Raw genomic sequence first — 25829 nt, forward strand, 5'->3', positions numbered from 1 at the left:
AAGAACAATGACACAACATCCAGTCATCGGAATCCGCCCCATCATCGACGGCCGACGCCAAGGAGTACGTGAATCCTTGGAAGAAAAAACCATGGCAATGGCCACGGCAGCCGCCAAACTCATCGAAGACAATCTGCGTCACGCAGATGGCAGCCCAGTAACCTGCGTCATTGCCGATAGCACCATCGGCCGGGCCGGGGAGGCTGCCCAGTGCGCCGAAAAATTCGCAAAACTCCCCATCGCCGCCGAGCTCACCGTCACCCCATCTTGGTGCTACGTCACCGAGGTGATGGACTTAAACCCCAATTACCCACACGCTATCTGGGGATTTAACGGCACCGAACGGCCCGGCGCGGTGACGCTTGCCGCTAACCTAGCTGCCTACGCCCAGTTTGGGGTTCCCGCGTTCGGCATCTATGGTGAGCATGTCCAAGACGCTGACGATGAAACTATCCCTGCGGAAGTTGCAGAGCGGATTTTACGGTTTGCTCGCTGCGGCATCGCGGTTGGAACCATGAAGGGGCGTAATTACTTGCAGATTGGTTCCGCCTGCATGGGTATCGCAGGTTCGGTTATTGACCGGCATATGCTGCAGGATTACCTGGGCATGGGTACCGAAAGTGTGGACATGACCGAGCTTGTGCGGCGGATTGACCGGGAGGTATTCGATAGTGAGGAATACGATAAGGCTCGCGCGTGGGTGCGAGAGCGGATTACTGAAGGCGAAGACCACAATCCAGAGCACAACCAAATTTCCGACGAAGAGCGGGAAAAGCAATGGGATTACGTGACCAAGATGGCATTGATTGCCAAGGACCTCATGGTAGGTAACCCACGTCTTGCCGAGTTAGGTTTCGTTGAGGAAGCCGCTGGCCATAACGCTATCTGCGCAGGTTTCCAGGGGCAACGCCAGTGGACGGATCACCTGCCTAACGGCGACTTCATGGAGACCATTCTCAACACCAGCTTCGATTGGAATGGCAGGCGGCAGCCGCTGACGTTTGCCACCGAAAACGATGTACTCAACGGTATAAGCATGCTGTTTAATCACTTGCTTACCAACCGCACCCAGCTCTTTAGTGATGTGCGTACCTACTGGTCACCGGAGGCTATAGAACGAGTCACCGGAACTAAACCGGAAGGCTTGGCGGCACAGGGATTCTTGGATCTGCGCAACTCCGGTTCTACGTCGCTTGATGCCTCAGGTGGGGCGACCGATGCGGAGGGCAACCCGACCATCAAGCCGTGGTGGGAGATGACTGATGCGGATATCACGGCATGTTTGGAGGCCACTACCTTCCATGCTGCTACCCATGAGTATTTCCGGGGCGGCGGGTTTTCTACTCACTTCACCACCCCGGGCGGTATGCCGGTGACCATGGCGCGGTTGAATCTGGTCAAGGGGCAAGGCCCGGTGTTGCAGATCGTGGAAGGCACCACAGTTTTGCTTGACGACGCCGCCACTGCCGCCATCGTTGATCGTACCGACCCTACCTGGCCCACCACCTTCTTTGCGCCTAGGTTGACGGGTGAAGGGGCCTTCACCAGTGTTTATTCGGTGATGGATAATTGGGGAGCTAACCACGGCGCCATCGGGTATGGGCATTTCGGCCACGAACTGATCACTCTTGCCGCTATGCTTCGCATTCCGGTGAACATGCACAATGTCGAAGCCGACCGGATTTTCCGGCCCCGTGCCTGGGGATTGCACGGCACCCAGGACGCCGAATCCGCTGACTTCCGCGCCTGCGCAAACTACGGCCCCCTCTACGGCTGATGAATACGCTCAGCTACGCCGTAGTTGTCGACCTAGGATCATCCTCCGGCCGAGTCGTTGTCGCCAGCTCGGCCGGGGGAGACACCCTCGACATGACAGAAGTTCACAGGTTTGCCCATCATGCCCAATCTGATGGCAATCATCTGGTGTGGGACATCGACCACCTGGTATCCGAAACCATAACCGGGTTATATTACGCTAAGGAAGCGATCGGTGGTCTGCCAGCTACCGTCGCTATCGATACCTGGGGTGTTGACTATGTGCTTGTCGATACCGAAGGTAACCGCACTGCACCGGTTGTCTGTTACCGAGACGGACGCACCCACGCTACTCAAGCCGCGGCAGAAACCGCATTAGAGCCTGCGCAACACTTTGCCCTCACTGGTGTGCAACCGGAAACCATAACCACTGCACGCCAATTGTTTGCGCAGCAGGCCACCTCAGAAATCCCGGCAACCGCAGATAAAATGCTACTACTGCCTGACTATGTAGCGTTCTGTCTTACGGGGAGCATGGGGTGGTCACCCACCATTGCCTCAACAACCGCGCTCACTCAGCCCGGCAGTGCCAACTGGGCTGAGGACGTATTTGACGCGTATGCGATTCCTTGCACGCTCGTAGGTCCACTCAATACGGAAATGACCGACATCGGGTCGGTCACAGTCACCGGTTTGGAGAATTTCACGGTGGTGCGTGCTGGTGGGCACGACACTGCCTGCGCGGTACATGGGCTGGGGCTTTCCGAGACTCAGGGGTTTTTATCCTGCGGCTCGTGGTCGCTCGTCGGGTGTGTGCGGGATACACCTGTGCTTAACGACACAGCCTACCGCGCCGGGTTAAGCAACGAGGTCTGCACCGACGGCAAGATCCGGTTACTGCGCAACCTCACTGGGCTATGGATTCTGCAACAGTGCTGCCGGGTATTTGCCGAGCAAGGTAGACCAAGCGACATTGCGCTGCTGGCCACAGAAGCTGCCGATTGTCCTGATCCGGGTGTGTACATTGACACCAATGATCCGGTGTTTGCCGCACCTGGAGACTATCCAGCGATTATATCGGAGCGGTTGGCGGCATCAGGCGTCGAAAAGCATGACAGTGAGGCCGTGATCGTGCGGGTTGTGACTGCCTCCTTAGCCCGCACCCACGCGGCGACGGTGCGACACCTCGAAGAAGTAACCGGAACCACCTTCGACAGCCTGCGGATGATCGGCGGCGGAGTGCACAACGCCTTGTTATGCCAGCTCACTGCAGACGAATGCGGCATCCCAGTCATAGCTGGCCCTGCGGAAGGCACCGCCACCGGCTCGGCGATTGCCCAATTGGAAATTCAAGGCATCGAACGCGCAGCGCTTGTGCGCCACGTGGATACCATCACCTATCTGCCTTCGCGAAAGGAAGACTAATCATGGACCAGATCGAAAAAGATCTCCGGCAGGAAATTTGCGACATCGGCTACAAAGTATGGCTAACCGGAATGGTTGCCGCTAACGACGGGAATATTTCCGTTCGGCTACCCAATGGGGATGTTTTGTGTACCCCAACCGGAGTGAGTAAAGGCAGCCTCACGCCGGAGAAAATCTGCAAAGTCAGTATCGACGGCGAGGTATTAGCCGCAAACGCGCCGTACAAACCGTCCTCCGAAGTTAAGGTGCACCTGCGGCTGTACCAGGAGAGCGAAAAAGTGCGGTCAGTGGTGCACGCCCACCCGCCATATGGTACGGCGTTTGCCATCGCGGGTGAGCCGATCATTTCCAAAATGATGCCAGAAAACATCATTGCCATGCCGGAAATCCCAGTGGCCCCTTACGCCACTCCATCCACCTATGAACTCGCCGAATCGATTGCGCCGTTCACACACACTCACTCCGCCTGCCTTATGGAAATGCACGGTGCTCTAGCCTGGGGGGATAGCCTACTTTCTGCCTACCAGGCAATGGAACGCCTAGAATTTACCTGTAAGCTGACCTTCCTCACCCGCCAGCTTGGGGTGGATCGGCAATTACCTGACGACGAGGTGGAAAAACTCATCGGAATGCGTGCCCAATACGGTATTTGCTAACTACTGAAGAGGTGATACACATGCTCAAGCATATTCCACCAGTCTTAAGCCCCGATCTGGTGAAAAAACTCATGGAAATGGGACACGGCGATGAAATCGTTCTTGCCGACGCCAATTTCCCAGGACACAGCCTAGGCGTGCCCGTCATTCGCGCCGATGGCATTAAGGTGCCGGAGCTTCTCGACGCCGTGTGCACCCTCATGCCGCTAGACCACTATAATCCCAGCCAGTATTTCCTCATGGCTACCGTTGGGGACGACCCAACCCCACCGATCTGGTCTACATACCGCACGATTGTTGCGCAGCATGACGAAGAAGCAGTCGGCGAAGAAGTAGAACGCTTTGCTTTCTACGACCAAGCCCGGTCTGCTGCACTGGTGGTCATGACCGGAGAAACAGCACTGTATGGGAATATAATTCTGAAAAAAGGGGTTGTGTAAACCAATGTCCAACCGGGTATTAATGGCAGATGTTGCTGAACTGGCAGGAGTATCGTTGCAAACCGTTTCCAGGGTGGTTAATGGCTCCGCCGCGGTAAGTGATGCCACCCGCCAGAAAGTAACTCACGCCATTGAAACCCTCGGATACCGACCCAACCTTGCCGCACGCAGCTTGGCAGCTGGACAAAGCAGCGGCCTGGGAGTTTTATTGACCGGGGATGTAGATTACGGCATGTCAAGTGCATTTCGCGCCGTTGAACATGCGGCACGGGAACAAGGATATTACCTGTGCGTCGCCACCGCAGCCGAACCCAGCCGCTACGGCATTGCACTTGGGCAACTGGTCGATCAACGGGTAGCAGGATGCGTCGTCTTAGCCAGATCTGCCGACGTGCTATCCGCTTTGGCCAAACACGCGCCCCAACTACCTATTTGTCTTGTTCTCGCAGGACAACCTGCCACCGCGCACACCGCGGTGGTCTCTGTTGATCAAGAGACCGGGATTCGGCTGTTGATCGACCACCTGATATCGCAGGGTGCTACCAGTCTTGTTCACATCGCAGGCGATATGAGCTGGGACGATGCGGTAATCCGCGCCACTGTTTTTGAGAACCATTGTCGGGAGCAGGGGGTTTTAGGTCGCATCGTCCAAGGTGGCGGTTGGTCCGCACATGCTGGATACCACGCAGCCAATGCGATTATTGCTGCTGGAACACCGGACGCGATTGTTGCCTGTAACGACAATATTGCTTTCGGTGTACTTAGAGCACTACATGAACACGACATTGCCGTGCCAGATCAGGTACTAGTCACCGGATTCGATAATTCCCCCATGTGCGAATGGAGCTACCCGAGCCTGACTACCGTGACCCAAGATTTCACAGCACTTGGAACCGCAGCATTGACCGCACTTACCGGAATCCTCGAAGGAAACCAGCCGAGCCGCACAATTCTTACCCCCGATCTCGTGACACGAGAATCAACCAGCAAATAAATAAAGGAGAACCAATGAAAACCTACCAAAACTATATCGACGGAGTTTTCGTGGACGCAGTTGCAACCCAAACTGTCACCAACCCAGCCACCGGTGAAGCGTTAGCTGAGGCACCTGCATCTGATGCAGCCGCCGTCGATGCCGCAGTTAAAGCAGCCCGCGCCGCACAGAAAGAATGGGCCAAACTGACCAATACCCAACGGGCAGAATACCTGGTGGCGATTGCCGCAAAGCTGCGGGAAAACGTCGACAGGTTCGCAGGTTATTTGGTGGAAGAGCAAGGAAAGGTCCGAGGGTTGGCGGAAGTGGAGGTTAATTTCACCGCCGACTACCTCGACTACATGGCAGGCTTTGCTCGTCGCATCGAAGGCGAAGTGATCCCTTCTGACCGGCCTGGTGAAACCATCATGCTCACCTACCAGCCGATCGGCGTCGTAGGCGGAATTTTGCCGTGGAACTTCCCGTTTTTCCTCATCGCACGCAAAATGGCACCCGCCCTACTTACCGGCAATACCATCGTGATTAAACCGAGCGAAGAAACCCCCATCAACGCCTTCGAATTCTGCTCGATCATTGAAGAAGTCGGCCTGCCAAAAGGCGTATTCAACATGGTGGGCGGTCGAGGCTCCGTCGTCGGTGAAGCGATGACCACCCACCCTGATATTGACTTGATCTCCATGACCGGATCCGTGGAAGTAGGCCGCCGCATCATGGAAGCAGCTGGGAAAAACCTCACTCGAGTAAATCTGGAACTAGGTGGCAAGGCACCCGCCATCGTGCTTGCCGACGCCGACGTAGAACTCGCCGCCACCGCCATTTGGAATTCACGGGTAATCAACACCGGGCAAGTGTGTAACTGTGCGGAAGTCGTCCTGGTGGAAGAATCTGTCCACGATGAACTAATGGAAAAACTGATTGCCAAGATGGCGGATACTCGCTACGGCAATCCGTCGGAAACAGGCGATCTTGATATGGGGCCGCTGATCAACCCCGAAGCCATGGATAAGCTCGATGAAATGATCGCCGCCGCAGTGGATGCCGGCTGCACCATCGAAACCGGCGGTAGCCGCGCGGCAGATAAAGGCGCGGGTAACTTCTACCAGCCAACTGTACTATCCGGTGCCACAAGCGACATGGCTATTGCGAAGGAAGAAATCTTCGGTCCGGTGCTGCCAGTGGTAAAGGTCAAAGACCTAGACGAAGCCATTGCCATCGCAAATGCTTCGGAATACGGTCTCACCAGCTCCGTGTTTACCAATGACATCAACAAAGCCTTGAAGGCCTCGAACGAATTGCAGTACGGCGAAACCTACATCAACCGCGAAAACTTCGAAGCGATGCAAGGCTTCCATGCAGGCCGCCGCAATTCCGGTATCGGCGGCGCCGATGGAAAACACGGCCTGATGGAATACGTCGAAACACACGTAACTTACATCCAAACACACAACTAACGACGGAAGAACATCGCCACCGCGCCACCAATAGCCGCGATGATTGCCACAATAATGGCAAAAATCTTTCCAATGCCCAGCGGTGGTGATGCGGATTCCAACTCCTTGAGGCGCTGCGTCTGCTGCGCCTCAATTTCGCGAGCTTCGGCGATTTCGCGCTGCAATCGGGCAATGGCATCATGCAACCCATCAATATCGCCAAGCTCTGCGCTCAGTTTCTGCAGTTCTTCCTGCTGTTTCTCAATCGCTGCCTTGAGCTCGGAATTGCGGCTACGACTGCGCAACACCGTCTCGTCGTATTCGCGTTGATGGCTATCGAAAATCTGCCCAGATTCTTGAGGCTTGTTGTTCTTCGCTAATTCGTCATTAAGCCGAACCAACTCGTTGTACGAATCAGAAATCTTACTGTTCAACCCGGAAATCTCGGTGCGCAAGTTCCCCTCATCACCTGCCAACCGAACCGCATCAGCCTGGGCCTTTTCCAACTCGGCTGCGGCGCGCTCACGACGCTCATTGGCCTTGGAAAGAGTCGCGGTTGACTGGTCCAGTTGCTCCGTGAGCTTTTGCTCCTTGACCTCATGTTCCTTCAACAGCTGCGACATCTCCGCCGAAGTAGGCAGTTGCGCCCCGAATGTCTCAAGCTTATCGGAATAATACTCTGGTGGATTAGCCAAGATGTCATCAATCTCCGGGAAATCAGGAGTAACACCAGTCTTTTCCAGCTTCAACGCCACATCATGCCGGTGTACGAGAGCACTGGAAGCCACGGTGCCGTCGTGAAGCTTAGCGGAACGAATACCCAACGTTTGACCAATGTAGCCTTTACCCGGAACCCACGTCGGACCACCAGAATCACCAGGTTTAGAAGCCAAATCGCCACCATAGATCAGCTGACTATCCGTCTTTAACACCGGCCCGCAAGTAATGCGCTTCGTCGTTACACCCCAACGGCACATTGTATCCCCAACCTCAGGCCGATAAACCCGGTCGCCAGAAAACACATTGTGCCCCGCAGCCGAAGGATCACTCAACTCCACATACGCTAAGTCATAGGGGAAAAATCGGAAAATGGCCTCATTCAATTCCGCACCAGTAAGCCCCTTATTCAGATTGCTTTGCACATCGCTCCACCGGTACACCAAAGTCCCAACTTTCTGGCGCCACCGGTTAGTGACGGTCGCACCATGCACATGACAGTGACCCGCCGTCCAAATTCGATTGTTCTCCCGATCAATAAAACCAGCAGTGCATAAACTATTACCCAGAAAAATCGGATCCCCCTGATTGATGGGGTTAACCGCTAACGCATACGGGGCACGCACCACACTCAACGCCACAATTAGCGCAACCACAAACCGCATCACAGACTCCTTCTAAAACCACACCAACAACAAAGCAAGAAACGGCACCAAAAGCCACAAAAAATTAGCAAAATTCGTTGACACCGAATGCGGCTTCGACTGACCGAACCGCTCCGCTTGTCGACGATTAGACTCCAACAATTGATCACGCGTACGCACCAACTGCTCAACTTCAGCCGACAACGATTCAGCCACCTGCCGCTGCTGCTGCAACCGCACCAACACCGCCGTCGCATCCGATAACTGTTTGGTCAAAGTTGAGTGCTCCGAAACCAACTGGGCCACCTCTGCTTGCGACCTGCTCAACTGATCAACTTCAGACACATGATCGTGCAGCCGCGCATGCAGCTCAACCAGCCGATCACTCAAGGAAACAGCACGGGCCACTACCTCCGGAGAAGGCGAAACCAGAAGCTGCTCCTGCGCCAACCGCAACTGATGGCTTTTCTCCAAATACTCCTGCATCTCTGCCGACAACCCCTCAATGGCCGCGAGCCGGTTAGCCAACTCCACCCGCCTCTCGTCTTGATCAGACAGAATTCCCCGCAGACGGTCCGCCTCAACCGTCAACGCCGCCACCAATCTCTCGCGTTTTTCCACCTCAGTCTGGAAATACGGCAAGGTAGACTCAATTCGACGCGCGACCGTTATCGCCCGACCCCGTTCCCGGTTGGCCTCTTTTATGTCGCTCTCGAGCTGTGCCAACCGCATTGTCAACTCATGCTCCTGCGCCGCATAACCAGCAGTGCCCAAAGCATTCGCCCCAAAATCCGCGGGTAACTGTCCCTCCCGCACGTCAGCCCGCGCCACGCTTTCCGACGACACAACCGGAATCGCCACTGTCGCAGACACTGACCCACCAAGGTTTTCCCGTATAAAAACAGATCGAGAACGATCCGGGTCGCTAGTCGCAAAGCCAATGAATCCTTTTCCTGGCACCCACGCTGGCGCGCCGGGAGACACATCTAATGGTGCGGTAACGAATGCTGAACTATTAACCGCGAGGATGCTAGTGCACGTGATCTGTGCATTACTGTTAACCACACAAACCGGATCCAGTGCTTTAGGCAAATGAACCCGATCACCGGAAAAAACATTAGTGCCCAGCCGTGGTCGTTCCACGGAGATGACTCCAGAAGGGGCACAATGGGGATCTGTGAACACTCGACCATCGGCCGGATCTATATAGCTAATGACGCATTGACGATCCCCTACTGAAACTGTGTCACCCTGGTTTAAAGGTGAATCAGCAGCAGCTGGATGATTAAGGCTGGCCGCAGATAATGCCAGTAGTAGCCCGGATGTAAGTGATGCTCGCATTTCATGGACCCCTCGTAGTATAAGAAAATGACGGTAGCTACTTTACTATTTTCTAAGTGATTTATTAATTTGGGGCAGTGGGTAAGGTGTAACAGCAACCAGCGTCGCGTGAACGGTACTTACCAACAACCTTCTCCACATATCGCCATGCCGCCCGCATACATTGATACAGCCGGTAGGATTACCCGGGAAGAAAGTAAACTTTGCTCGGGGTAGTTCAAAATTGCCTCCAAATAGGGGCCAAAATCGTCGAGGCGGCCGCTGACCGTATGAATCACCAACGTGGTGGTAGTGGTCTGACTAGTATTTCTAATCAAATCGGTTGTCAAACTTAGATGAGCACTTTCATAAAAACGTGCCTTACCCCAATGTATTGATAGGAGTTTTATATATGCACGACTTTTATATTTCCGACCCGCATTTCGGGCATCAATTGGTGTCCCGATTGCGGGGTTTCGACGATCCCAAAGCCCACGACAGGTTTCTCTATAACGCATGGCTTGAGGCGCTGCCTGCGAATGCAGAAATCCGGTTGTGGATTCTGGGTGATAATTACTGCGGCCCGCCCGAAGCGCAGGATGCGGCTCTAGCAACGTTGCATAAGTTTCGGGAAGACATGGCTAACCGGAAGAATTCGTACCTGGAGTTGCATGGAATTTTGGGAAATCATGACAGCGCCCACCCGTTGTCGTCGAAAAGCTATAAGCAGCTGCCCCGTTATCTGCAAACCTATGATTCTGTGCAGATCGCTGCCACCGCGCGGATGGCTGGTACCACAGTAATGTTGAGTCATTTTCCGTATGACGGTGACCATCATGACTCCGATCGGGTTGAACAGTTCCGGCTGCGTGATTTAGGGCAGCCGGTTATCCATGGGCACACGCATAGTGCCGAGCAGCTTTCATGGTCAAAGCTCGGTTCGTTGCAGGTGTGTGTTTGCGTCGAGGCATGCCCGAATTCAGCCCCGATTGCTAAGCCGGAGTTGGAGCAGATTATTAAGTTCCACCATCATCCGCGTCGTAAATGAATCGTGCGTATGCTGCTGCACTTTTCTTGGTTACAGGGTGTTCGTTGTACTCCAACCGCGCTGTTGGTTTTCGGCGTAGTCCGACTTTTCCGGTTTCTGGGTGCCGTTCAATTCGACCATTTTTGGGTGGTTTCTGAGGATTGTCGTCGTTGAGGCCGTTGTGTCGGCGGCATAGTGGGGTGATGTTGTCTTGTGTGGTTGGTCCTCCTAGGTGGTAGGGGTGGATGTGGTGGGCTTGGCATTGGATAGCGGGGGTGTCGCAGCCGGGCCAGGCGCATACGAGGGTTTCGATGATTGCTTTGAGTCGAATGTCGGCTCCGGCGAAGCGGTCGGTGATGCGGGTTTGTGCCAGGGTTGCCACGACGGGTTGGTTGTTGTCGTTGGTGGCTATAACTGCGGCCCATCCGGTGGGGGCGAGTTCGGTGTCGATGACATCTTTGAGGTTTACTAGTGCTCCGTCGGTGGTTGCGATGGTGCCGTCGGCGTGGAATCGCAGGTCCGTGGCGATCATGAACATGGGGCTAAATCGCTCAGGTGTGTGTTGGTTGCCGATGATTGCGTTGTGGAGGGCTTTTGCGTAGGCGTGGTCGTAGGCGAGTTTGGGGGTTTTCTTTATGAGTTTCCGGGCGGCTGCGTCGAGAATGGTGTCGATGCGGGCTGCGGTATGTTCGCTGAAGCAGGCAACCAGCCGCCGCTTGCCGTCGCGGCCTACCGCGCGGTGGCAGCGAGCGGAGTCGGGTGCGTTGCGGGAGGTGTTTTCTGTTAGTTCGCGCATGTAGCGGGTTGCTACGTTTTTGGCGTTGTCGGCGGTTTTGCCGGCGGCTAGTGTGCACAGCTGTCGAAGGTGTTCGTTTTTATTTTTGGTTCGCCGTAGTGGCCATGCGATGGTGGCGATGTCTTTCAGCGTGGTTAGTGAGAGGTTGGCGTCGTTGGCGGCTTTTTGAATATCTGGGTGGCTGAAGGTGTCCCAGGCGCGTTGGAGTTGTTTGACTTCGGCTAGCCGGTAGCCGTAGTCGGCGGCGAATTGTTCGATGGTTGTGGTTGTTAGTTTTAGGTGAATGTCACGGAGTAGCTGGATGCCGGATTGGGCGCGGGCGTTAAGGTAATCCGTGAGGTTCATGCCTTCTACTTTTATGTCTGCTTTTCGACGCTGCAAGGTTTGACGGCAACCTGTGGATAGCTTTTTTGCTGGCGCGCTTTTTTACGGTGTTTTTTCATTCGGTGGGTATACCATTGTACCGGTTTATAGTCTTGGCAGCAGGGTGGTGGTGCACGTTTTCCACAGGTGTAGCACTTTTGGGTCATCAAATAAAAATTGGTGCATGATAAGATATTTACATACTCTGTTTGGGTTCTTTTTGGAAAGTTGCAGAAGGTGTCACAGATTTCGGACAAAACTGAAGAAGTTGTTGGGTATGTTCCTGGTGGTTTTGACATGCTCCATATTGGACATTTGAATATTTTGCGTGCGGCTCGGCAGCGGTGTACTCGGTTGGTGGTTGGGGTGGCTACCGATGAGTCACTATTGCGGATGAAAGGCCGGTCGCCGGTGATTCCGCATGCGGAGCGCATGGAATTAATCGCGAGTCTGCGGTTTGTGGATGACGTAGTTACTGATACTGATCAGGATAAGCGAGTAGCTTGGAAGCGCCACCCTTTTGATGTTTTGTTTAAAGGTGATGATTGGAAGGATACGCCCAAGGGCTATCGGCTGGAGGCTGAGCTGGCGGAGGTTGGTGCCCGGGTTGTGTATTTGCCTTATACTCCGTCTACTTCTTCTACGATTTTGCGGGAATTCTTAACTCGGTAATTGTTATGTCTTTGAATGATTTTGATTGGGTTGCGCGCTATCGGTGGGCCAGGCAGTCGTTGGACTCTGCGCAGAAACCGGCGCAGGGGGTTCCTGCCTATACTCGCTGGGTTAACCGTCGTGGTGCCCGGTTTGTTGCTGCGATCGGTTTCGCGTCTGGCTGGACTCCTAATATGGTTACGGCCATGTCTGCAGCGCTGTCGGTTGCGGGGATGGTTGTGTTATTGGCTTTCCCTCCTGCGGTTTGGGTGGGGTGTGTTGCGGCAGCGTTGCTGGCGGCTGGCTATTTATTTGATTCCGCTGATGGGCAATTGGCTCGGGTGTCGCAGGTGTCGTCTAAGACGGGTGAGTGGATCGACCATGTGGTGGATGCTTTTCGATCGCCCGCGATTCATCTGTCAGTTGCAGTTGCGGTGTATGCGTATCGGCCGGACTGGATTTGGCTTGCTGCTGTTGCCTTGGTGTATTCGTTGGTTACGAGTGGTCAGTTTTTGAGCCAGATTCTGGCTGAAGCGTTTGTGCGTGGCGCGGGCCGTGCGCAGTCTCGGGGCGGTAATCTGCGTTCGTGGGTTTTGTTGCCGACTGATCCTGGCTCGTTGTGCTGGTCTTTTGTTTTGTGGGGGGTAGCGCCAGCGTTCGCTGTTGGTTATGCGATATTAGCGGTGGTGGCGGTGGCGCATTCGGCAATGTCACTGCGGCGTAGGTTTAGAGATTTGCTGGCGGTGGACGGTGCCTGATGTGATGGTACTGCTGCCGGCACGTAATGCTGCTGACACGATTTTTTCTGCTGTTTCGTCTACGTTACGTGCGTTGCCGCAGGATTCTCAGCTTTTTGTGCTGGATGATGGTTCTACGGATGACACTGCTGCTATAGCTGTGGCGGCTGGCCGGGGAGATTCCCGGTTGCGGGTTGAGTCGCGACCTGCTTCTGGTGGGTTGGGGTTGGCGTTGAATTCGATGTTGTCGGAGGCTGATTGTCGACTGGTTGCGCGGATGGACGCAGATGATGTGAGTCTGCCGTGGCGGTTTCGCCTTGCATTGCCTGCAATTGAAAAGAATATCGATGTGTTATTTTCGCAGGTTATTAATTTTCGACGTCGGCGGGTGCAGCCCTTACCTCCAGTTGGTATTCCGCCTGAGGTTTTTCCGTTGCATCTGCTATTAACGAACCCGGTTTCACATCCGTCGATGATTGCGCGACGCGAAGTTATTGACGGATACCGACAGGTGCCTGCTGAAGATTACGATTTGTGGTTGCGGTTAGCGGCAGCGGGTAATCGGCTGCGTCGGTTGGCGATGTGGGGTTTATTGTATAGGTTGCATCCTAATCAGGTGACAGCTTCGTCACAGTGGCGTGTGGCTTCGTGGAATGATCCGGTGCAGGCCGAGGCGTTTGCGGATCTTAGCGAGCGCCTGTGTGGGGTTCGGTTGCGGCGCATCGTCGCGTTGGCGCAGCTGCCTGCTGCCGAGCGCGATGCTAGGTTGGCAGAATTCGCTTCGCTTGTCGACGCCCAGATTGCGGCGGCGCCACGTGGTCATCGGTATTTGTTGCGGCGTAGACTAGCCGAACGCTTGGCTTGGGCACAATCTTTTAATACTTCTTATTCAAAGCATCAGGGATAATTATGAATCAGGAACATGGCTCTATTGGTTTTGCTGCGCTGCTTCGTATCGTATTGAAGCGGGGTTTGTGGGTCCTGGTCGGTACCGTTGTGGGGCTGGTCATTGCGGTTGGTTATCTGCTGGTGGTACCAACGACCTATACGGGAACTGCTGAGGTTAACATTACGGCGGTGAGTTCGGAGCCGGTAACGGAAGGCCGTTCAGCTTCCAGCCTGGTTGATCTTTCGACGGAGCGGCAGCTGGCGGCGTCGTCTAGTACAGCCCAATTGGCGGCAGCTTATCTGGGGGATGGTTGGACCAGCGAAATGCTGATGGAAGGCATTTCGGTTACTGGTGATCCTGATGGCACGGTGCTTCGGGTCGCTTATACGGATACTGATCAGCAACGCGCGGTTGAAGGTGCGGATCAGTTGGCGCGGGCGTATTTGGATGTACGCTCGTCGTTGGTTATTGATCGCATTGAAAGCGTGGTGAAATCGATTGACCGCCAGATCAAAGAAAGTGAGCTGGAACTGGAGCGGCTGCTGCAGGCCCAGGACGGCTATAACACCTCGGTTACGGTTCGGATTGACACCGTGCGGTTAGCTATTCAGGCGTTACAGCAGCGTCGGACCACATGGAATGATGTTTCGGTTGAGTCCGGCCAGGTTATTACCCCGGCCAAAGAGAATGTGGTGGATACGAATCCGTCGAAAAGCAAAATTTTGGCGCTTGGCCTGCTTAGCGGCATGTTTTTAGGTATCGTTTTGGCGTTGGTCCGTCATGTCGCCGCGCGGCGTCCGTTGGAGCCGGAGGATCTTGAGGAATTGTTAGATGCTCCCGTGTGGCGGCCAATCGCTAGCGTGGGTGATAAAACCCGATGGGATTTGGCAGCTGAACTGTTGCGTTATGCGAAGAACGATGACGATTCGCTTGCCATCATTGTGGACTGGTCCGCATCGGATGCGATGGCTGCCGCTGCGGCGTTATCGCAGTCAACAGTGGCGACCATGATTGATGTCAATAATAATCGGGCCCAGGTGTTGCGGGAATTAGTTGGCGTGCAGTCTGCGGTGCTGGTGGTACCGTTGAACTGGCACAAGGTGGATTTACAACAGTTCGTCACCGACATTGAGGCAATTAACGTCTCGCTCATTGGGATCATTGTGGTTGATGCAAAGAAGGGCATTAAAGCATGATTATCGGTATTGTTGATCGCCCGAAAAAAAAATTAACGGTTTTCTCTGGTACTGACTCGGCAGATGGTGCTCGCGTTGTGGTGCGAGATTCTGGTTACACGGTAGGTTACGTGGAATTATCTGGTACAGATAATATAGCTGAACGTGCGGTCACTGCTTGCCCTGCCGCCCTGCCGCAACGTGAGTGGGTAGGGGGCGCTGGAGCTGAGCTTAGTGCAAGTATTATCATTTCGACATTGGGAAAGACACCGTTGCTTGTCGACGCTGTTACCGCAGCTTTGAACCAAACCCATCGTCATTATGACGTTATTGTTGTTGACAATGATCCGGATTCTGGTGATACGCAGCGACTATTAGCGGGTCTTGATGTAGCGATTGTTGCGGAGCCTCGTAAGGGGTTATCGCACGCCCGCAATCGGGGATTGCAGGCCGCTACTGGTCAAATCGTCGCGTTCACCGACGATGATGCGATTACTCATCCAGAATGGCTTGCTGGGATTGCAGATGTTTTTGCGTCACTTCCGGTAGCTGGGGTTACCGGTCCGGTTTTTCCGAAGGAGCTTCAAACCCCGTCGCAACGCTATTTCGAGGCGCGAGGTGGATTTCCAAAGCACCTTGAACCGATAATCTGGGACGCAGCAACACCGGTGGTCGTAGGTGGCCCGCTATATCCGGTAACCACTGCTCGGGTGGGCGCTGGAGTGAATATGGCGTTTCGTAAGGACGTGATAGCTAATTTCGACACCAATTTGGGTGCCGGTACTTTAACCAATGGTGGGGAAGACCTTGATGCGTTTGCCCAGCTTCTTGCGGCTGGCCACAGCATTGCCTACTCGCCTGATGTGGTGGTTCACCATGTCCATCGTCGCGACATGGCGGGGTTGAAAAAACAAATCTACGGTAACGGAACTGGCATGTCGGCGCTGCTAGTAAAATCGGTTCTTCGAAAACCCAGCACCCTGGTTAACCTAGCAAAGCGGATTCCACGGGTTGTAGCCCGGGTCGCGCCAGGTTCTGCACGCGTCGTGGGTGAAAACGGTGATGTTCCTAAAGTATTGACCTGGTTGGAATTAGGCGGATTTCTGCTAGGTCCAGCGCTGTACTTGCGGCAACGGTGGTTAGGATCGTGAAAGCCGCGGCGTACGATCGGCTGCCTGCGTGGCCAGTTTTATTGCCGTTTTCTGCCTACGCGCTGTGGTGGGTGCTCGGCATTGGTGACTTCGTGTGGATTTTTGCCGCTGTAATCATGGTTGCGGCGTGGATTGGCGTTCGTGGACTTCGGCTTCCCACCGTGATGCTGGTGTGGCTATTGTTTTTACTGTGGGTGGTTGCGTCACTACCGATGACGGATACCGGTGGGCGGCTGCTGGGGGCAATTTACCGACTCTTGCTATATGGTTCGGCAACAGTTTTTGCTCTCTACGTTTTTAACGCCAGGCGTCATATCACGGTATGGCGGGTAACGGGTGCCATGGTGTGGTTTTTGGCAGGGATGACGGTGTGCGGTTATCTAGCTTTGGCCTTGCCCGAACTTTCGATTCGTACTCCAATGGCCTGGATCATGCCGGAGGCGCTAGCTCGAAATGATTTGATCGGCGACATGATCATTCGGCGTACTACTCAGTGGAAAGCAGACGCCTGGGTTCCGCAGGCGGTCCGTCCTGCGGCGCCATTTTTGTACGCAAACACCTGGGGTAACGTCTACTCCTTGGTTTTGCCGTTAGCTTTGCTGCACTTGTGGTTGGCTTGGTACACGCAGCGGCGCTGGTGGATTATCGCGGTTGTCGTATTAAGTATCTACCCAGCGCTGAGCACGTTGAACCGAGGTATGTTCATTGGCCTCGGCGTGGTGGCAGTATGGGTTGCTATTCAGGCTATTCGACGCGGCCAGATTTACCAGGTTATTGGTTTTAGCGTCTCGGGAGCTATTGCGGCGATGGTGTGGTATTTTTCCCCGGCTGCCGAGGCATTTTTTGATCGTGTTGAAGTTACCAATTCGACCGCTGACCGTGGGGAACTGTACTTAAACACGTTCTACGCGGTGGTGGATTCACCATTATTCGGCTATGGGTCACCTAGACCCGCAGCGGTGCCGTGGTTGCCGTCAATGGGGACACAGGGGCAGTTGTGGACCGTGTTGTATTCGCACGGTTTTGTGGGGCTGCTACTGTTTATGGTCTTTTTAATAGTGCTCTTTTTGTTGTCTATACCCCGTATAGATCCGGTCGGGGCGGTATTGGGTGGCGTTTTGGCTGCCACCATTGTCGAAACCACGTACTACGGGATGATGACGGGAATTATGGTGACCATGGTGGCAGTAGGTTTAATTTTGCGCAATGATACTGCGGTTAACAGCGGGGATCGTCCGGGAATTGTTGTTCAGCCAGCTTCCAGACGCCGTCGTCAAGCGAAAACACCGCAATCATGAGAGAACGTTGTTCTTCTCGGGGGATATCGTCGTTGACGGTGCTGCCGTTTTCATCTAGCACCTCTACCCGAGTCGAGTCGATGCATACCCGCGCTATAGCTGTATCTGGGGTTTCACCAGGCTCGACTGTGGTTCCCACAATGTTGGCGTTGCCTTCTTGTCGGAACTCATTCGTTGCCCACTCCAGGCGTTGGTTTTCGATGTCCTCGAGGGCTGTTTCGGTGAGGATTTGCGAAAGGTCAATTTCGGCGGTGGGGTCGGCGAGGCTGCTCCAGGTGCTGCGCAGGATGCGGTTTGCCAGCTCGGCATCGAGGACTCCGGGTTGGGTTGGTTCAGGCGCCGCGATCGTCGTCGTGGTTGTTGGGGTCGAGGTCGATGTCGATTCTGCTTCCGGGGCAGGTGCAGTATCATCACAGGCGGCTACCGAGATCGCAGGTAGCAAAATACCTATTAACGCCGCCATTTTTTTGTTCATGGTTCTCCAGTCATGAGGTTAAGTTGTAACTGAGCACATGTTAACACCCACCATTGTTTGTTTTTATATTCGTCACATGAAATCGGGTAGAGATGAAAGATAATTTGACTCAACGTCGCGATTTAGCACGCGGTGGAATGGTTAGTTTCCTTGGTTCTGCCACGAGTGCATTACTGGGTTTTGTCCTGACAATTGTGTTTTCTCGACTGTTGGGAGCTGATGGCGCGGGGGTAATTTTCCAAGCAACAGGTGTGTTCGCTGTGGTGCTTGCGTTTGCCAAGTTGGGTCTTGATTCCACCGCGATTTATCTGTTGCCACGGTTGAAGTTGGATTCTCCGGAAAAAATCCGTTCGACTATAACCGCTTTTGTGCTGGCTGCGCTTGGCGCAAGCTTGGTTTTGGTTGGATTACTTGAGGTTATTGCACCGTTGCTCTGGTCTGGCGTGGTCTCGGATGTTGTTCGCGTGCTTTTGGTTTTTGTCCCGGTGGGGGCGTTGTTGCTTATCGCCTCGGCAATTTTACGTGCATTGGGCTCTGTCACAGAATACGTTGTGGTGGCTAATGTCGCGCTGCCAGCACTGCGGCCACCGCTGGTTGCAATTGCGGCGGTTGCTACAGGGTCGGTGCTGGTGGTGGCTGTTGCCTGGGCGCTGCCACTTGCACTATTGGTGGTTGTTGCTGGTGTTTTAGTTTCACGTCACCTTGGCCGGGTGGAGGCGGGTAATCGTGGAGTGGCTATTCCAAGCCGCGGTCAGTGGCGAACGATCATGGGATTTGCTGCGCCGCGCACTGTTTCGGCTGGGCTGGAGCAAGCTTTGATTTGGGTGGATGTTTTGCTGGTCGGCTGGCTGGTGAGTGACCAAGCAGCGGGCGTTTATGGTGGCGCTGCACGGTTTATTCAAGCTGGCCTGGTGGTAGATGCTGCGTTGCGTGTGGTGGTTTCCCCTAAGTTTTCCTCTTTGCTCCATCAATCAAAGACCGAAGACGTGCGGGATTTGTATGTGACAGCCACGATGTGGTTGGTTCTGATTGCGTCGCCAGCATATGTGCTTTTGGCGGTTTTTTCGCCAGTTTTTCTTGGGCTCTTGGGGGCAGAGTTCGTTTCCGGCGCTGCGGTTTTGAGTATTCTCGCGGTGGGAATGATGTTGACCTTTATGGCTGGAAATATTCATTCGCTTCTTATCATGAGCGGCCGTAGCGGTTGGGCTGCGATAAATAAGGCTGTGGTTTTGACTATTAACGTCGTTGGCAATTTGTTCGCGCTTCCTCATTACGGCATTCTTGGCGCGGCGGTTGTGTGGGCGCTGAGCATGCTTTTCGACGCCCTCCTGGCGGCGGTAGAGGTGCGGATATTTTTGAATATCCGCGCTCAATTCGCCGAGATTGTGATTCCACTCCTAATTGTCGGGGCCGCCTTTGGCATTCCGTCGGCAATTGCGGTTGTGGTATTCGGTCAATCGGCCCTTGCGCTTTTTGTAGCAGTCGTTGTAGGAGGAATTTCGTGGTTAGCGGCGTGTCGGGTATTCCGTAGCTTTGTTCACTTGGATGGGTTGGTGGAGATGCTTAGGTCGCGTCGATAAGCAAAAACGGTGCTATATCAACCTTTTTGTTACCCCCGGCTGTAGCATGTGAGCTTCCCGCTTTTTCATGCGGAGATACTTTAAAAACTTCAACGTGAGGGGGCAAGTAGAAAATTAGCGTTTTTGGGAACTTCGTTTTTAAAACTTTAGCTGTGTAATGATGAAGTCCCTGACTAAAAATTTTAAGTCTTAAATAAGCATTTTAAGGTGTTTTACGTGCTTCGGAATCGTGGCCTATGGGCCTTATTAATTAGCGTCTTGTGTTTGTTCCCCGGAAACATGGCTGTCGCCCAAGAGCCAGTCAGTGTTCGGGATGGTCGGACTGAAGCTACGGCTGCCGGTTCTTGTTGGGAAATCAAACAACGGTTTCCTCATAGCCGTACCGGTGTGTACTGGCTTCTAACCCCACAGATGAACGCACCACAGCAGTTCTTTTGCGATCAAGAAATGAGCGGCGGTGGTTGGGTACTCATCGGTCGTGGCCGAGAAAATTGGGACCGGTACCCGGATGGCAAAGGTAATCCAGCTGACTTGCTGCACCGCAACCGTACACCAGAAGATTTCCCTGCCGTGCAGTTGCCCGAAGCAACCATTAACGGGCTTCTAGGCGGAACGCCAGTAAATTCTCTGCGGACGGGAATGCGGGTTGTACGTACCACAAATAACCGCGGTACCGACTGGCAAACCGTCGATATGCGTCCTAATAAAATGCAGGAATGGACCTGGGCTCTCGCATCTGATGATGTTGCTGCCTACCGATTCAATGAGGGCTTCTGGAACACGAGTGGCGCCATGTCGAGCGTATTTGGATTTGATTCCGCTTGGCACGCCATGGATTTATCTATGACATCTGCTCGGAAATTCCGCATAGGCTTTGGCTACGGCAGATCAGCAGCTGGTGGAAGCGATTCGCCCACCAGTTACCTATGGAGTGCCAATGGTATAGCGCCACTTCCATATGCCGAGCTGTACATCCGCCCAGAGATTTCCTCTGACGGTTTTGAGCAGATTCCGGACAGCGGAACCCCAGCCATTGCCGACCGCGCATTGGCCGCTAACTTTGCCTCTCGAACCACTTGGGGTGTTACTGGAAACCTCAATGGCCGTAAAGCAGAAGGAAACTCACCAGTTCAGGCATTTGCCGAAATCGGTGAAACAGTCTACGTTGGCGGAAACTTCACCCATGCCGAACAACGCTCAACCGGCACCAAAGTACCGCGTACTGCTGTCGCGGCATTCGATAAAACCACCGGTGATCTCCGTGAGTCGTTCAGCTTGACTCTTGACAACCAAGTCAAGTCGCTTGCTGCACTACCGGACGGTCGATTGCTAATCGGTGGCGATTTTAAAACTGCCAATGGTCAACGCCATGTGGGAACGGTTGTAGTCGATCCAAATACTGGTGCTATTGACCCCAATTGGACACTTCAGGTTTCGAGTAGGCTGGCATCCGGTATCGTCAGTGTGACATCGCTGTCAGTTTCTGGTGACCATGTCTATATTGGTGGAAACTTCACGCACCTATCATCAAATCAAGTCAACAACGTTTATGCTCGCGCCGCTGGCCGGGTACGACTTGACGGAAATCCAGATCGTTCCTGGAACCCTGAATTCAATGGTACGGTCGTCGACATTGACACCTCACCGACCGGAGACCGGTTCTATGCGGCAGGGTACTTTACAAAGTCAAGCGGGACTAGCGCATCGAATGCTGCCATCATCTCCACCGAAGCAGGCGCAGCCGTCGTGCCTGGCTTTGAGTTTGTTGGAAGTACTCCAAGTCGTAAAAACTATCAACAAGCGATCGATGACTCAGGTGAATTGCTTTTCGTAGGCGGTTCTGAACATAACTTGTACGGTTACGATCGCCACAGCCTCAATCGAGTATCGGGTTCAATTACGAAGAACATCGGTGGCGATCTCCAAGCAATCGCGACAAATGGTGATATTGTTTATGCTGGTTGCCACTGTTCAGATAGTGTTTATGAAAACTCATACACCTGGCCTTCGCTCAATCGTGATTGGACCAAAGTAGACAATATCCAGTGGGTTGGTGCCTGGGACGCAAAGACTGGCGCTCAGCTGGGACAGTTCTCCCCATACATGCTTCGCTCGAATAATGCCGGTGCATGGAGCCTGTTCCTCGCATCGGACGGAGCGCTGTGGGTTGGCGGTGACTTTGTAGGCTCACGTACCTCTATGAATGCTGCCCAATGGAACGGCGGTTGGGTACGCTATCCGGCCCGCGACGCAATTGCCCCGCAAACGCCTAGCTCGCTGTGGGCCGGCGCAACCACCGACACGTCCGTTGATTTGCGGTGGGAACCAGTCACCGATGCGGTTTCTTATGATATTTTGCGTGATGATCGTGTGATAGCAACATCAACCAATCCAGCCGTTACTGTGCCAAGGTCTGGATCTGATAGATTCTTCGTCCGAGCTGTCGATGCAGCAGGGAATCGTTCGGCTTCCACACCAGTATTCACCCCTGGCGAAGCTGGAACTTCACCTATCCTCATCGATCAAGGTGCAACCTGGTCCTATCTATATGATCAGGCAGAGCCTGCGGCGAACTGGAATCGGCCTGAATTCGATCGTGCGCAGTGGGCAACCGGACCGGCCCCTCTTGGTTACGGTGGAAACAACCTTTCCACCACGATCACACCGCCACGTGGTTCAAACCGTCCTATCTCTACTAAGTTCGCACATGACTTTACAGTGACTGACCCGAAGTCATTTACTGAAGCTTCCTTGGAATACGTTGCCGACGACGGAGCCGTAGTGTACGTCAACGGTATCGAGGTAAGTCGGACACGTATGCCAGAGGGACGTATTACCGCAGATACCCGAGCTACCCAAGCAGTATCCGCTACAGTAGCTGCCGCGGAGCGTAGCCGGGTAGCAATACCGTCATCGCTGTTGTTGCCGGGTAAAAACACAATCGCAGTGGAAACACATCTGAATTACCGTTCTAGCTCCTCACTGACGTTCGACGCGACGCTTCGGATTACCAATAATGATCCCGCACCAGAAAAACCGCCTGCTCCTCGGAATAACATCGTTATTCCGGAAGGCACAGAATGGCACTATTGGTATGACCTAGAGGAGCCAGAAACCGATGGTGACTTAGCGGATTGGCAGACAGGGCTCGCGCCGATAGGTTGGGGCGATCCGCACGCTGCAACACCGTTGGACGTTCCGGTCGCACAACGCGCTCGCACGGCATATTTTGCCCGCGACCTGGAGCTATCAGAACTTGATGGAAAAACTCTTAAACTTTCGGTTCGCGCTGATGACGGGGTTGTCGTGAAGATAAACGGTGTCGAAGTCGGCAGGAAGCGGATGGGTGATGGAGTAGTTACACACAATTCATACGCTGATAAGTCAGTCAACCTCAATACTGCGCTATCAGATCTTTTGGAGATAACTGTGCCAAAAGAGGTTCTCAGAAACGGTCAGAATAGGATTGTGGTCGAAACCCACCTTAATTACAGGTCAACACCTACAATGAGTTTTGAAATGTCTGCTACGCTAGTCTCATAATGACTCATGATCTTGCCGTAGAAAAACTCGCACAAGCAATGGTTAAGCCAGGTACTGTGGTTACCTGGCTTAACCATTGGTCTATTCAACACGCTAATTGGAATGCACTAGCCGAAACTACTTCCATAGGTTTCGATGGTACGTTGTTGCAAATTGTGCTCAATAGGAATGGGTATGCCATTGGACGGACATCAGCGGATTTGGTTCTGCCAGTGCTGTTTAATGAGATGCTAGAGGCTGGCAAGAACATTGTTCTTATCGGTGCCGCTCCGGGGGTAGCGGAGAAAGCCGCAGAACGAATCACCCGCCATACCGTTTTTGCGTTTAATGGCTTCGATGATTTGGCGGAAATACGGAAGAATCCGACACGCATTGGTATAACCGCGCCGGACGTTATTGTTTTAGGTCTCGGGGCGCTGCTGCAAGATGAAGTCGCTATCGAAATGCATCAAGCTTTTCCAGATGCAATTGTCTGTACTGCCGGTGGGTGGATCGACCAGTTTGCGAAAAATGAACAGTACTTTCCACCCTGGGTGCATCGGTATCGGCTCGGATGGGCATGGCGGATAGCTCATGAACCTCGCCGCCTATTGCGGCGTTATACGATAGATGCGGTGGCGTTTGTACTTCGCCACCGCAGGTATCTCGCAAAACTTGCTGAATTAAATCGGATCGCGACCCGATACTCGTTGGATAAAACGGATCTCTAGTATGCGCCCTCTTTGGACAATACTGCCTTGAACGTACGCGCCAGGATGGAGAAATCGAGTGCCGCGCTGCAATTTTCGACATAATAGAGATCGAGCTTGACGGATTCCTCCCACGACAAGTTGGACCGGCCCATTGTTTGCCACAGCCCGGTAATTCCTGGTTTTACAAGGAACTTTCGCAGAACGTGTGGTTCGAATCGAGCAACTTCCCGTGGTAATGGTGGCCTAGGGCCAATGAGCGTCATATCGCCCAATAGCACGTTAAATAGCTGCGGCAATTCATCAAGGCTGTATCGGCGAAGGAACCGGCCAGGTGCAGTAATACGCGGGTCGTTCTTTAGCTTAAACAAAACCTCATTTCCAGCATCATGCGCCTGAGTAAGGGCAGCTAACTGGGATTCAGCGTCGGTTTTCATCGTGCGAAACTTAATCATCTGGAATGGTTGACGATTATGGCCCACCCGAGTTTGGAGGAAAAATACCGGACCGCCATCGTCTAGCTTAATTACTATAGCGATAACTGCGAGCAGCGGCGCTAACAGCAGAATGCCCAGGGAAGCGGCAACGATGTCGAGTAGTCGTTTTGCCGAGAAGTAAAGTCCGGTATATCGACTAGTTTTAATTTCGAGCAATGCAGTTTCTACGCCTGACCGAACGCTCATTCGGCCGGTTGCCACTCCATTGAACGGGAGAATAAAGATCAAGCGAATATTGGATCCTTCAAGTGCCCACTTTAAGCGTTGGGTTTGATGAGCATTCAGACCGCATAGCATGGAAACTAATAATGTATCTGCCTTGTGCCGCGCCAATTCGGTGAGAATGTAGTTTTCGAAGGAAGTTGAATTATATGCCTGGTTTATATCAATCCAACTTGCCAGATTCAGATTATATTTCTGGGCGGTCTGTAGATATGCTAATTCACATTCGGTTGTTGGGCTTGATGAAAGAATTACTGCATTACGGGTGCGCTGTCGCGTAGCAGGAAATCCCAACCTAAACTGTTGGATTGCTAAGCGGGAACCGATAAGTAGGAGCAGTCCGCCTGGCATCGTGGCGAAGAATAACCACTGTGGAAGCGAATCTAAGTAGATTGTGTCTGCTATGGCAAACATTCCGAAAGTTAGTAGGGTTGCCAAAGCTATCTTTTGCACTGGGATGGATTGGTTGACATCAGCATTAGACGAATGAGTGCCCGATAGTGTCAATAACGCGATCCAGGTTGTACACAATGTAATTGCCGACACAATAAAGCCAACGGTGGCCTCTTCTGCTGTGGAGAAGCCCTGGGCGTAAAAGCTAACGCACAATGGAATAACGATTGCCATTGCGATCACGGCTAAATCGCTGAAAATCAGGATAAACGCCGAGGACGAACGTTGCTTTCTCCGGATGGTAGCGGGGAACCACCGTCCAGTTACATCGTCCAAAGAAAAATACGTGGACACTGCGGGAACTTTCTTCGTTTTTGAGTGACTTTTCAAAGTCATTAAAGCCTTTAGGACAACTTTTACCCCGTTAATTGAATAAAATCAAAGATTATTAATTTCTAATAGATTCTTAGTTAATAAAAGCGATATTGAAGCAGGTAAAGCACGTTTTCTTCTTTTTAAATTTGGCTTTTAAGTGGTCTTTTGTCACCAAAAAGACATAAGTTACAAAACGATAACTTACTTAGAAACTTCTAAGGAGATAATTGCGTAAGAAAATTACAAAGGTGCTGCCCGTTAATTTTTAAGCAAACGATAAATGGGGGAGGGTAGCGGGGGTGCGGTAAAGGATGATGATGATAGTTTTGGCAGTTCAAAGCCGCTTTATTGCAGGTTTGGAGTTTCACCATTCAAACGTTTGCTATTTATAGTAAGTCCGTTTTAATGACTAAGGCTATTAATTATCTCGCAAAAAAATTAACCAAATGGAGCCAAATTAAGGCTATACTTATAACAATGTTGCAAATGTGCTATGGATATAAGAAAAAGTCGGGATTAAGCCCCGCTCTGGGCTACGGGAATTTTCCTAAACTTATCCGTTTGTGCAGTTAAAAATGGTTTTTTAC

At 53.0% G+C, this 25829-nt stretch carries 21 protein-coding genes; 16 read left to right on the top strand and 5 right to left on the bottom strand.

The window, feature by feature from the left end:
- Positions 1-7: 7 nt before the first annotated feature.
- Genes CMUST_RS02245 through aldA form a run of 6 tightly spaced genes read left to right on the top strand, consistent with a single transcriptional unit; the run spans position 8 to position 6721 of the window.
- Entirely contained in the window at positions 8-1777 is a 1770-nt protein-coding gene (locus tag CMUST_RS02245; RefSeq protein ID WP_047261155.1) for an L-fucose isomerase, read from the top strand.
- Positions 1777-3180 (top strand): rhamnulokinase, encoded by a 1404-nt coding sequence (locus tag CMUST_RS02250; RefSeq protein ID WP_047261156.1) that lies wholly within the window; start codon positions 1777-1779, stop codon positions 3178-3180. The genes CMUST_RS02245 and CMUST_RS02250 overlap by 1 nt, the downstream gene beginning before the upstream one ends.
- Before the next feature lie 2 nt (positions 3181-3182).
- Complete coding sequence (locus CMUST_RS02255) at positions 3183-3836, top strand: class II aldolase/adducin family protein (RefSeq protein WP_047261157.1); 654 nt, start codon at positions 3183-3185, stop codon at positions 3834-3836.
- A 20-nt stretch (positions 3837-3856) separates the two neighbouring features.
- The gene (fucU, locus tag CMUST_RS02260) at positions 3857-4276 is read left to right on the top strand and encodes an L-fucose mutarotase (RefSeq protein ID WP_047261158.1); all 420 of its coding nucleotides are present in this window, start codon (positions 3857-3859) and stop codon (positions 4274-4276) included.
- A gap of 4 nt (positions 4277-4280) precedes the next feature.
- Entirely contained in the window at positions 4281-5270 is a 990-nt protein-coding gene (locus tag CMUST_RS02265; protein WP_047261159.1) for a LacI family DNA-binding transcriptional regulator, read from the top strand.
- Between the two features lie 14 nt (positions 5271-5284).
- Positions 5285-6721 carry an aldehyde dehydrogenase gene (aldA, locus tag CMUST_RS02270; RefSeq protein ID WP_047261160.1) on the top strand — a complete coding sequence of 479 codons (1437 nt, stop codon included), beginning with the start codon at positions 5285-5287 and terminating at the stop codon, positions 6719-6721.
- On the opposite strand, the gene CMUST_RS15720 is transcribed toward aldA, so the two are convergent.
- Both CMUST_RS15720 and CMUST_RS02280 read right to left on the bottom strand, forming a co-directional pair.
- On the bottom strand, positions 6718-8082 hold the full coding sequence (locus tag CMUST_RS15720; RefSeq protein ID WP_052844479.1) for a chymotrypsin family serine protease: 1365 nt from the start codon (positions 8080-8082) through the stop codon (positions 6718-6720). The two genes, aldA and CMUST_RS15720, sit on opposite strands and share 4 nt — an antisense overlap.
- A 12-nt stretch (positions 8083-8094) precedes the next feature.
- Positions 8095-9402, bottom strand: coding sequence for a hypothetical protein (locus CMUST_RS02280; RefSeq protein WP_047261161.1), 1308 nt, complete (start codon positions 9400-9402; stop codon positions 8095-8097).
- 391 nt (positions 9403-9793) lie between these two features.
- On the opposite strand from CMUST_RS02280, the gene CMUST_RS02285 reads away from it, so the two are divergent.
- A complete protein-coding gene (locus tag CMUST_RS02285) occupies positions 9794-10429 on the top strand; it encodes a serine/threonine protein phosphatase (protein ID WP_047261162.1) in 636 nt (211 codons plus the stop codon).
- Here CMUST_RS02285 and CMUST_RS15725 read toward each other — a convergent pair.
- Positions 10398-11549 (bottom strand): HNH endonuclease signature motif containing protein, encoded by a 1152-nt coding sequence (locus CMUST_RS15725; protein ID WP_052844480.1) that lies wholly within the window; start codon positions 11547-11549, stop codon positions 10398-10400. The genes CMUST_RS02285 and CMUST_RS15725 overlap by 32 nt on opposite strands.
- A gap of 255 nt (positions 11550-11804) precedes the next feature.
- Here CMUST_RS15725 and CMUST_RS02295 point away from each other — a divergent pair, with 255 nt between their 5' ends.
- From CMUST_RS02295 to CMUST_RS02320, 6 genes are read left to right on the top strand one after another with little or no spacing between them, the layout of a single operon-like run.
- Positions 11805-12239, top strand: a complete 435-nt coding sequence (locus CMUST_RS02295) for an adenylyltransferase/cytidyltransferase family protein (protein ID WP_047261163.1) — start codon at positions 11805-11807, stop codon at positions 12237-12239.
- Between the two features lie 5 nt (positions 12240-12244).
- A complete protein-coding gene (locus CMUST_RS02300; RefSeq protein WP_047261164.1) occupies positions 12245-12976 on the top strand; it encodes a CDP-alcohol phosphatidyltransferase family protein in 732 nt (243 codons plus the stop codon).
- Between the two features lie 4 nt (positions 12977-12980).
- Entirely contained in the window at positions 12981-13862 is an 882-nt protein-coding gene (locus CMUST_RS02305; RefSeq protein WP_083987677.1) for a glycosyltransferase family 2 protein, read from the top strand.
- A 2-nt stretch (positions 13863-13864) separates the two neighbouring features.
- On the top strand, positions 13865-15040 hold the full coding sequence (locus CMUST_RS02310; RefSeq protein WP_047261166.1) for a GumC domain-containing protein: 1176 nt from the start codon (positions 13865-13867) through the stop codon (positions 15038-15040).
- Entirely contained in the window at positions 15037-16170 is a 1134-nt protein-coding gene (locus CMUST_RS02315) for a glycosyltransferase family 2 protein (RefSeq protein ID WP_047261167.1), read from the top strand. Before CMUST_RS02310 ends, CMUST_RS02315 begins: the two co-directional genes overlap by 4 nt.
- On the top strand, positions 16167-17468 hold the full coding sequence (locus tag CMUST_RS02320) for an O-antigen ligase family protein (RefSeq protein ID WP_047261168.1): 1302 nt from the start codon (positions 16167-16169) through the stop codon (positions 17466-17468). The genes CMUST_RS02315 and CMUST_RS02320 overlap by 4 nt, the downstream gene beginning before the upstream one ends.
- On the opposite strand, the gene CMUST_RS02325 is transcribed toward CMUST_RS02320, so the two are convergent.
- Complete coding sequence (locus tag CMUST_RS02325; RefSeq protein WP_047261169.1) at positions 17389-17943, bottom strand: hypothetical protein; 555 nt, start codon at positions 17941-17943, stop codon at positions 17389-17391. The two genes, CMUST_RS02320 and CMUST_RS02325, sit on opposite strands and share 80 nt — an antisense overlap.
- Before the next feature lie 92 nt (positions 17944-18035).
- On the opposite strand from CMUST_RS02325, the gene CMUST_RS02330 reads away from it, so the two are divergent.
- The 3 genes from CMUST_RS02330 (at position 18036) to CMUST_RS02340 (ending at position 23776) form a co-directional block, all read left to right on the top strand.
- Positions 18036-19523 carry a flippase gene (locus CMUST_RS02330; protein WP_047261170.1) on the top strand — a complete coding sequence of 496 codons (1488 nt, stop codon included), beginning with the start codon at positions 18036-18038 and terminating at the stop codon, positions 19521-19523.
- 216 nt (positions 19524-19739) lie between these two features.
- Entirely contained in the window at positions 19740-23066 is a 3327-nt protein-coding gene (locus tag CMUST_RS02335; protein ID WP_052844481.1) for a fibrinogen-like YCDxxxxGGGW domain-containing protein, read from the top strand.
- On the top strand, positions 23066-23776 hold the full coding sequence (locus CMUST_RS02340; protein WP_047261172.1) for a WecB/TagA/CpsF family glycosyltransferase: 711 nt from the start codon (positions 23066-23068) through the stop codon (positions 23774-23776). Before CMUST_RS02335 ends, CMUST_RS02340 begins: the two co-directional genes overlap by 1 nt.
- Here CMUST_RS02340 and CMUST_RS02345 read toward each other — a convergent pair.
- Positions 23773-25221: a sugar transferase gene (locus CMUST_RS02345; protein ID WP_158408184.1), complete on the bottom strand. Its 1449-nt coding sequence runs from the start codon at positions 25219-25221 to the stop codon at positions 23773-23775. The genes CMUST_RS02340 and CMUST_RS02345 overlap by 4 nt on opposite strands.
- Between the last annotated feature and the right edge of the window lie 608 nt (positions 25222-25829).

It is taken from the genome of Corynebacterium mustelae (genome assembly GCF_001020985.1).
GTDB lineage: Bacteria > Actinomycetota > Actinomycetes > Mycobacteriales > Mycobacteriaceae > Corynebacterium > Corynebacterium mustelae.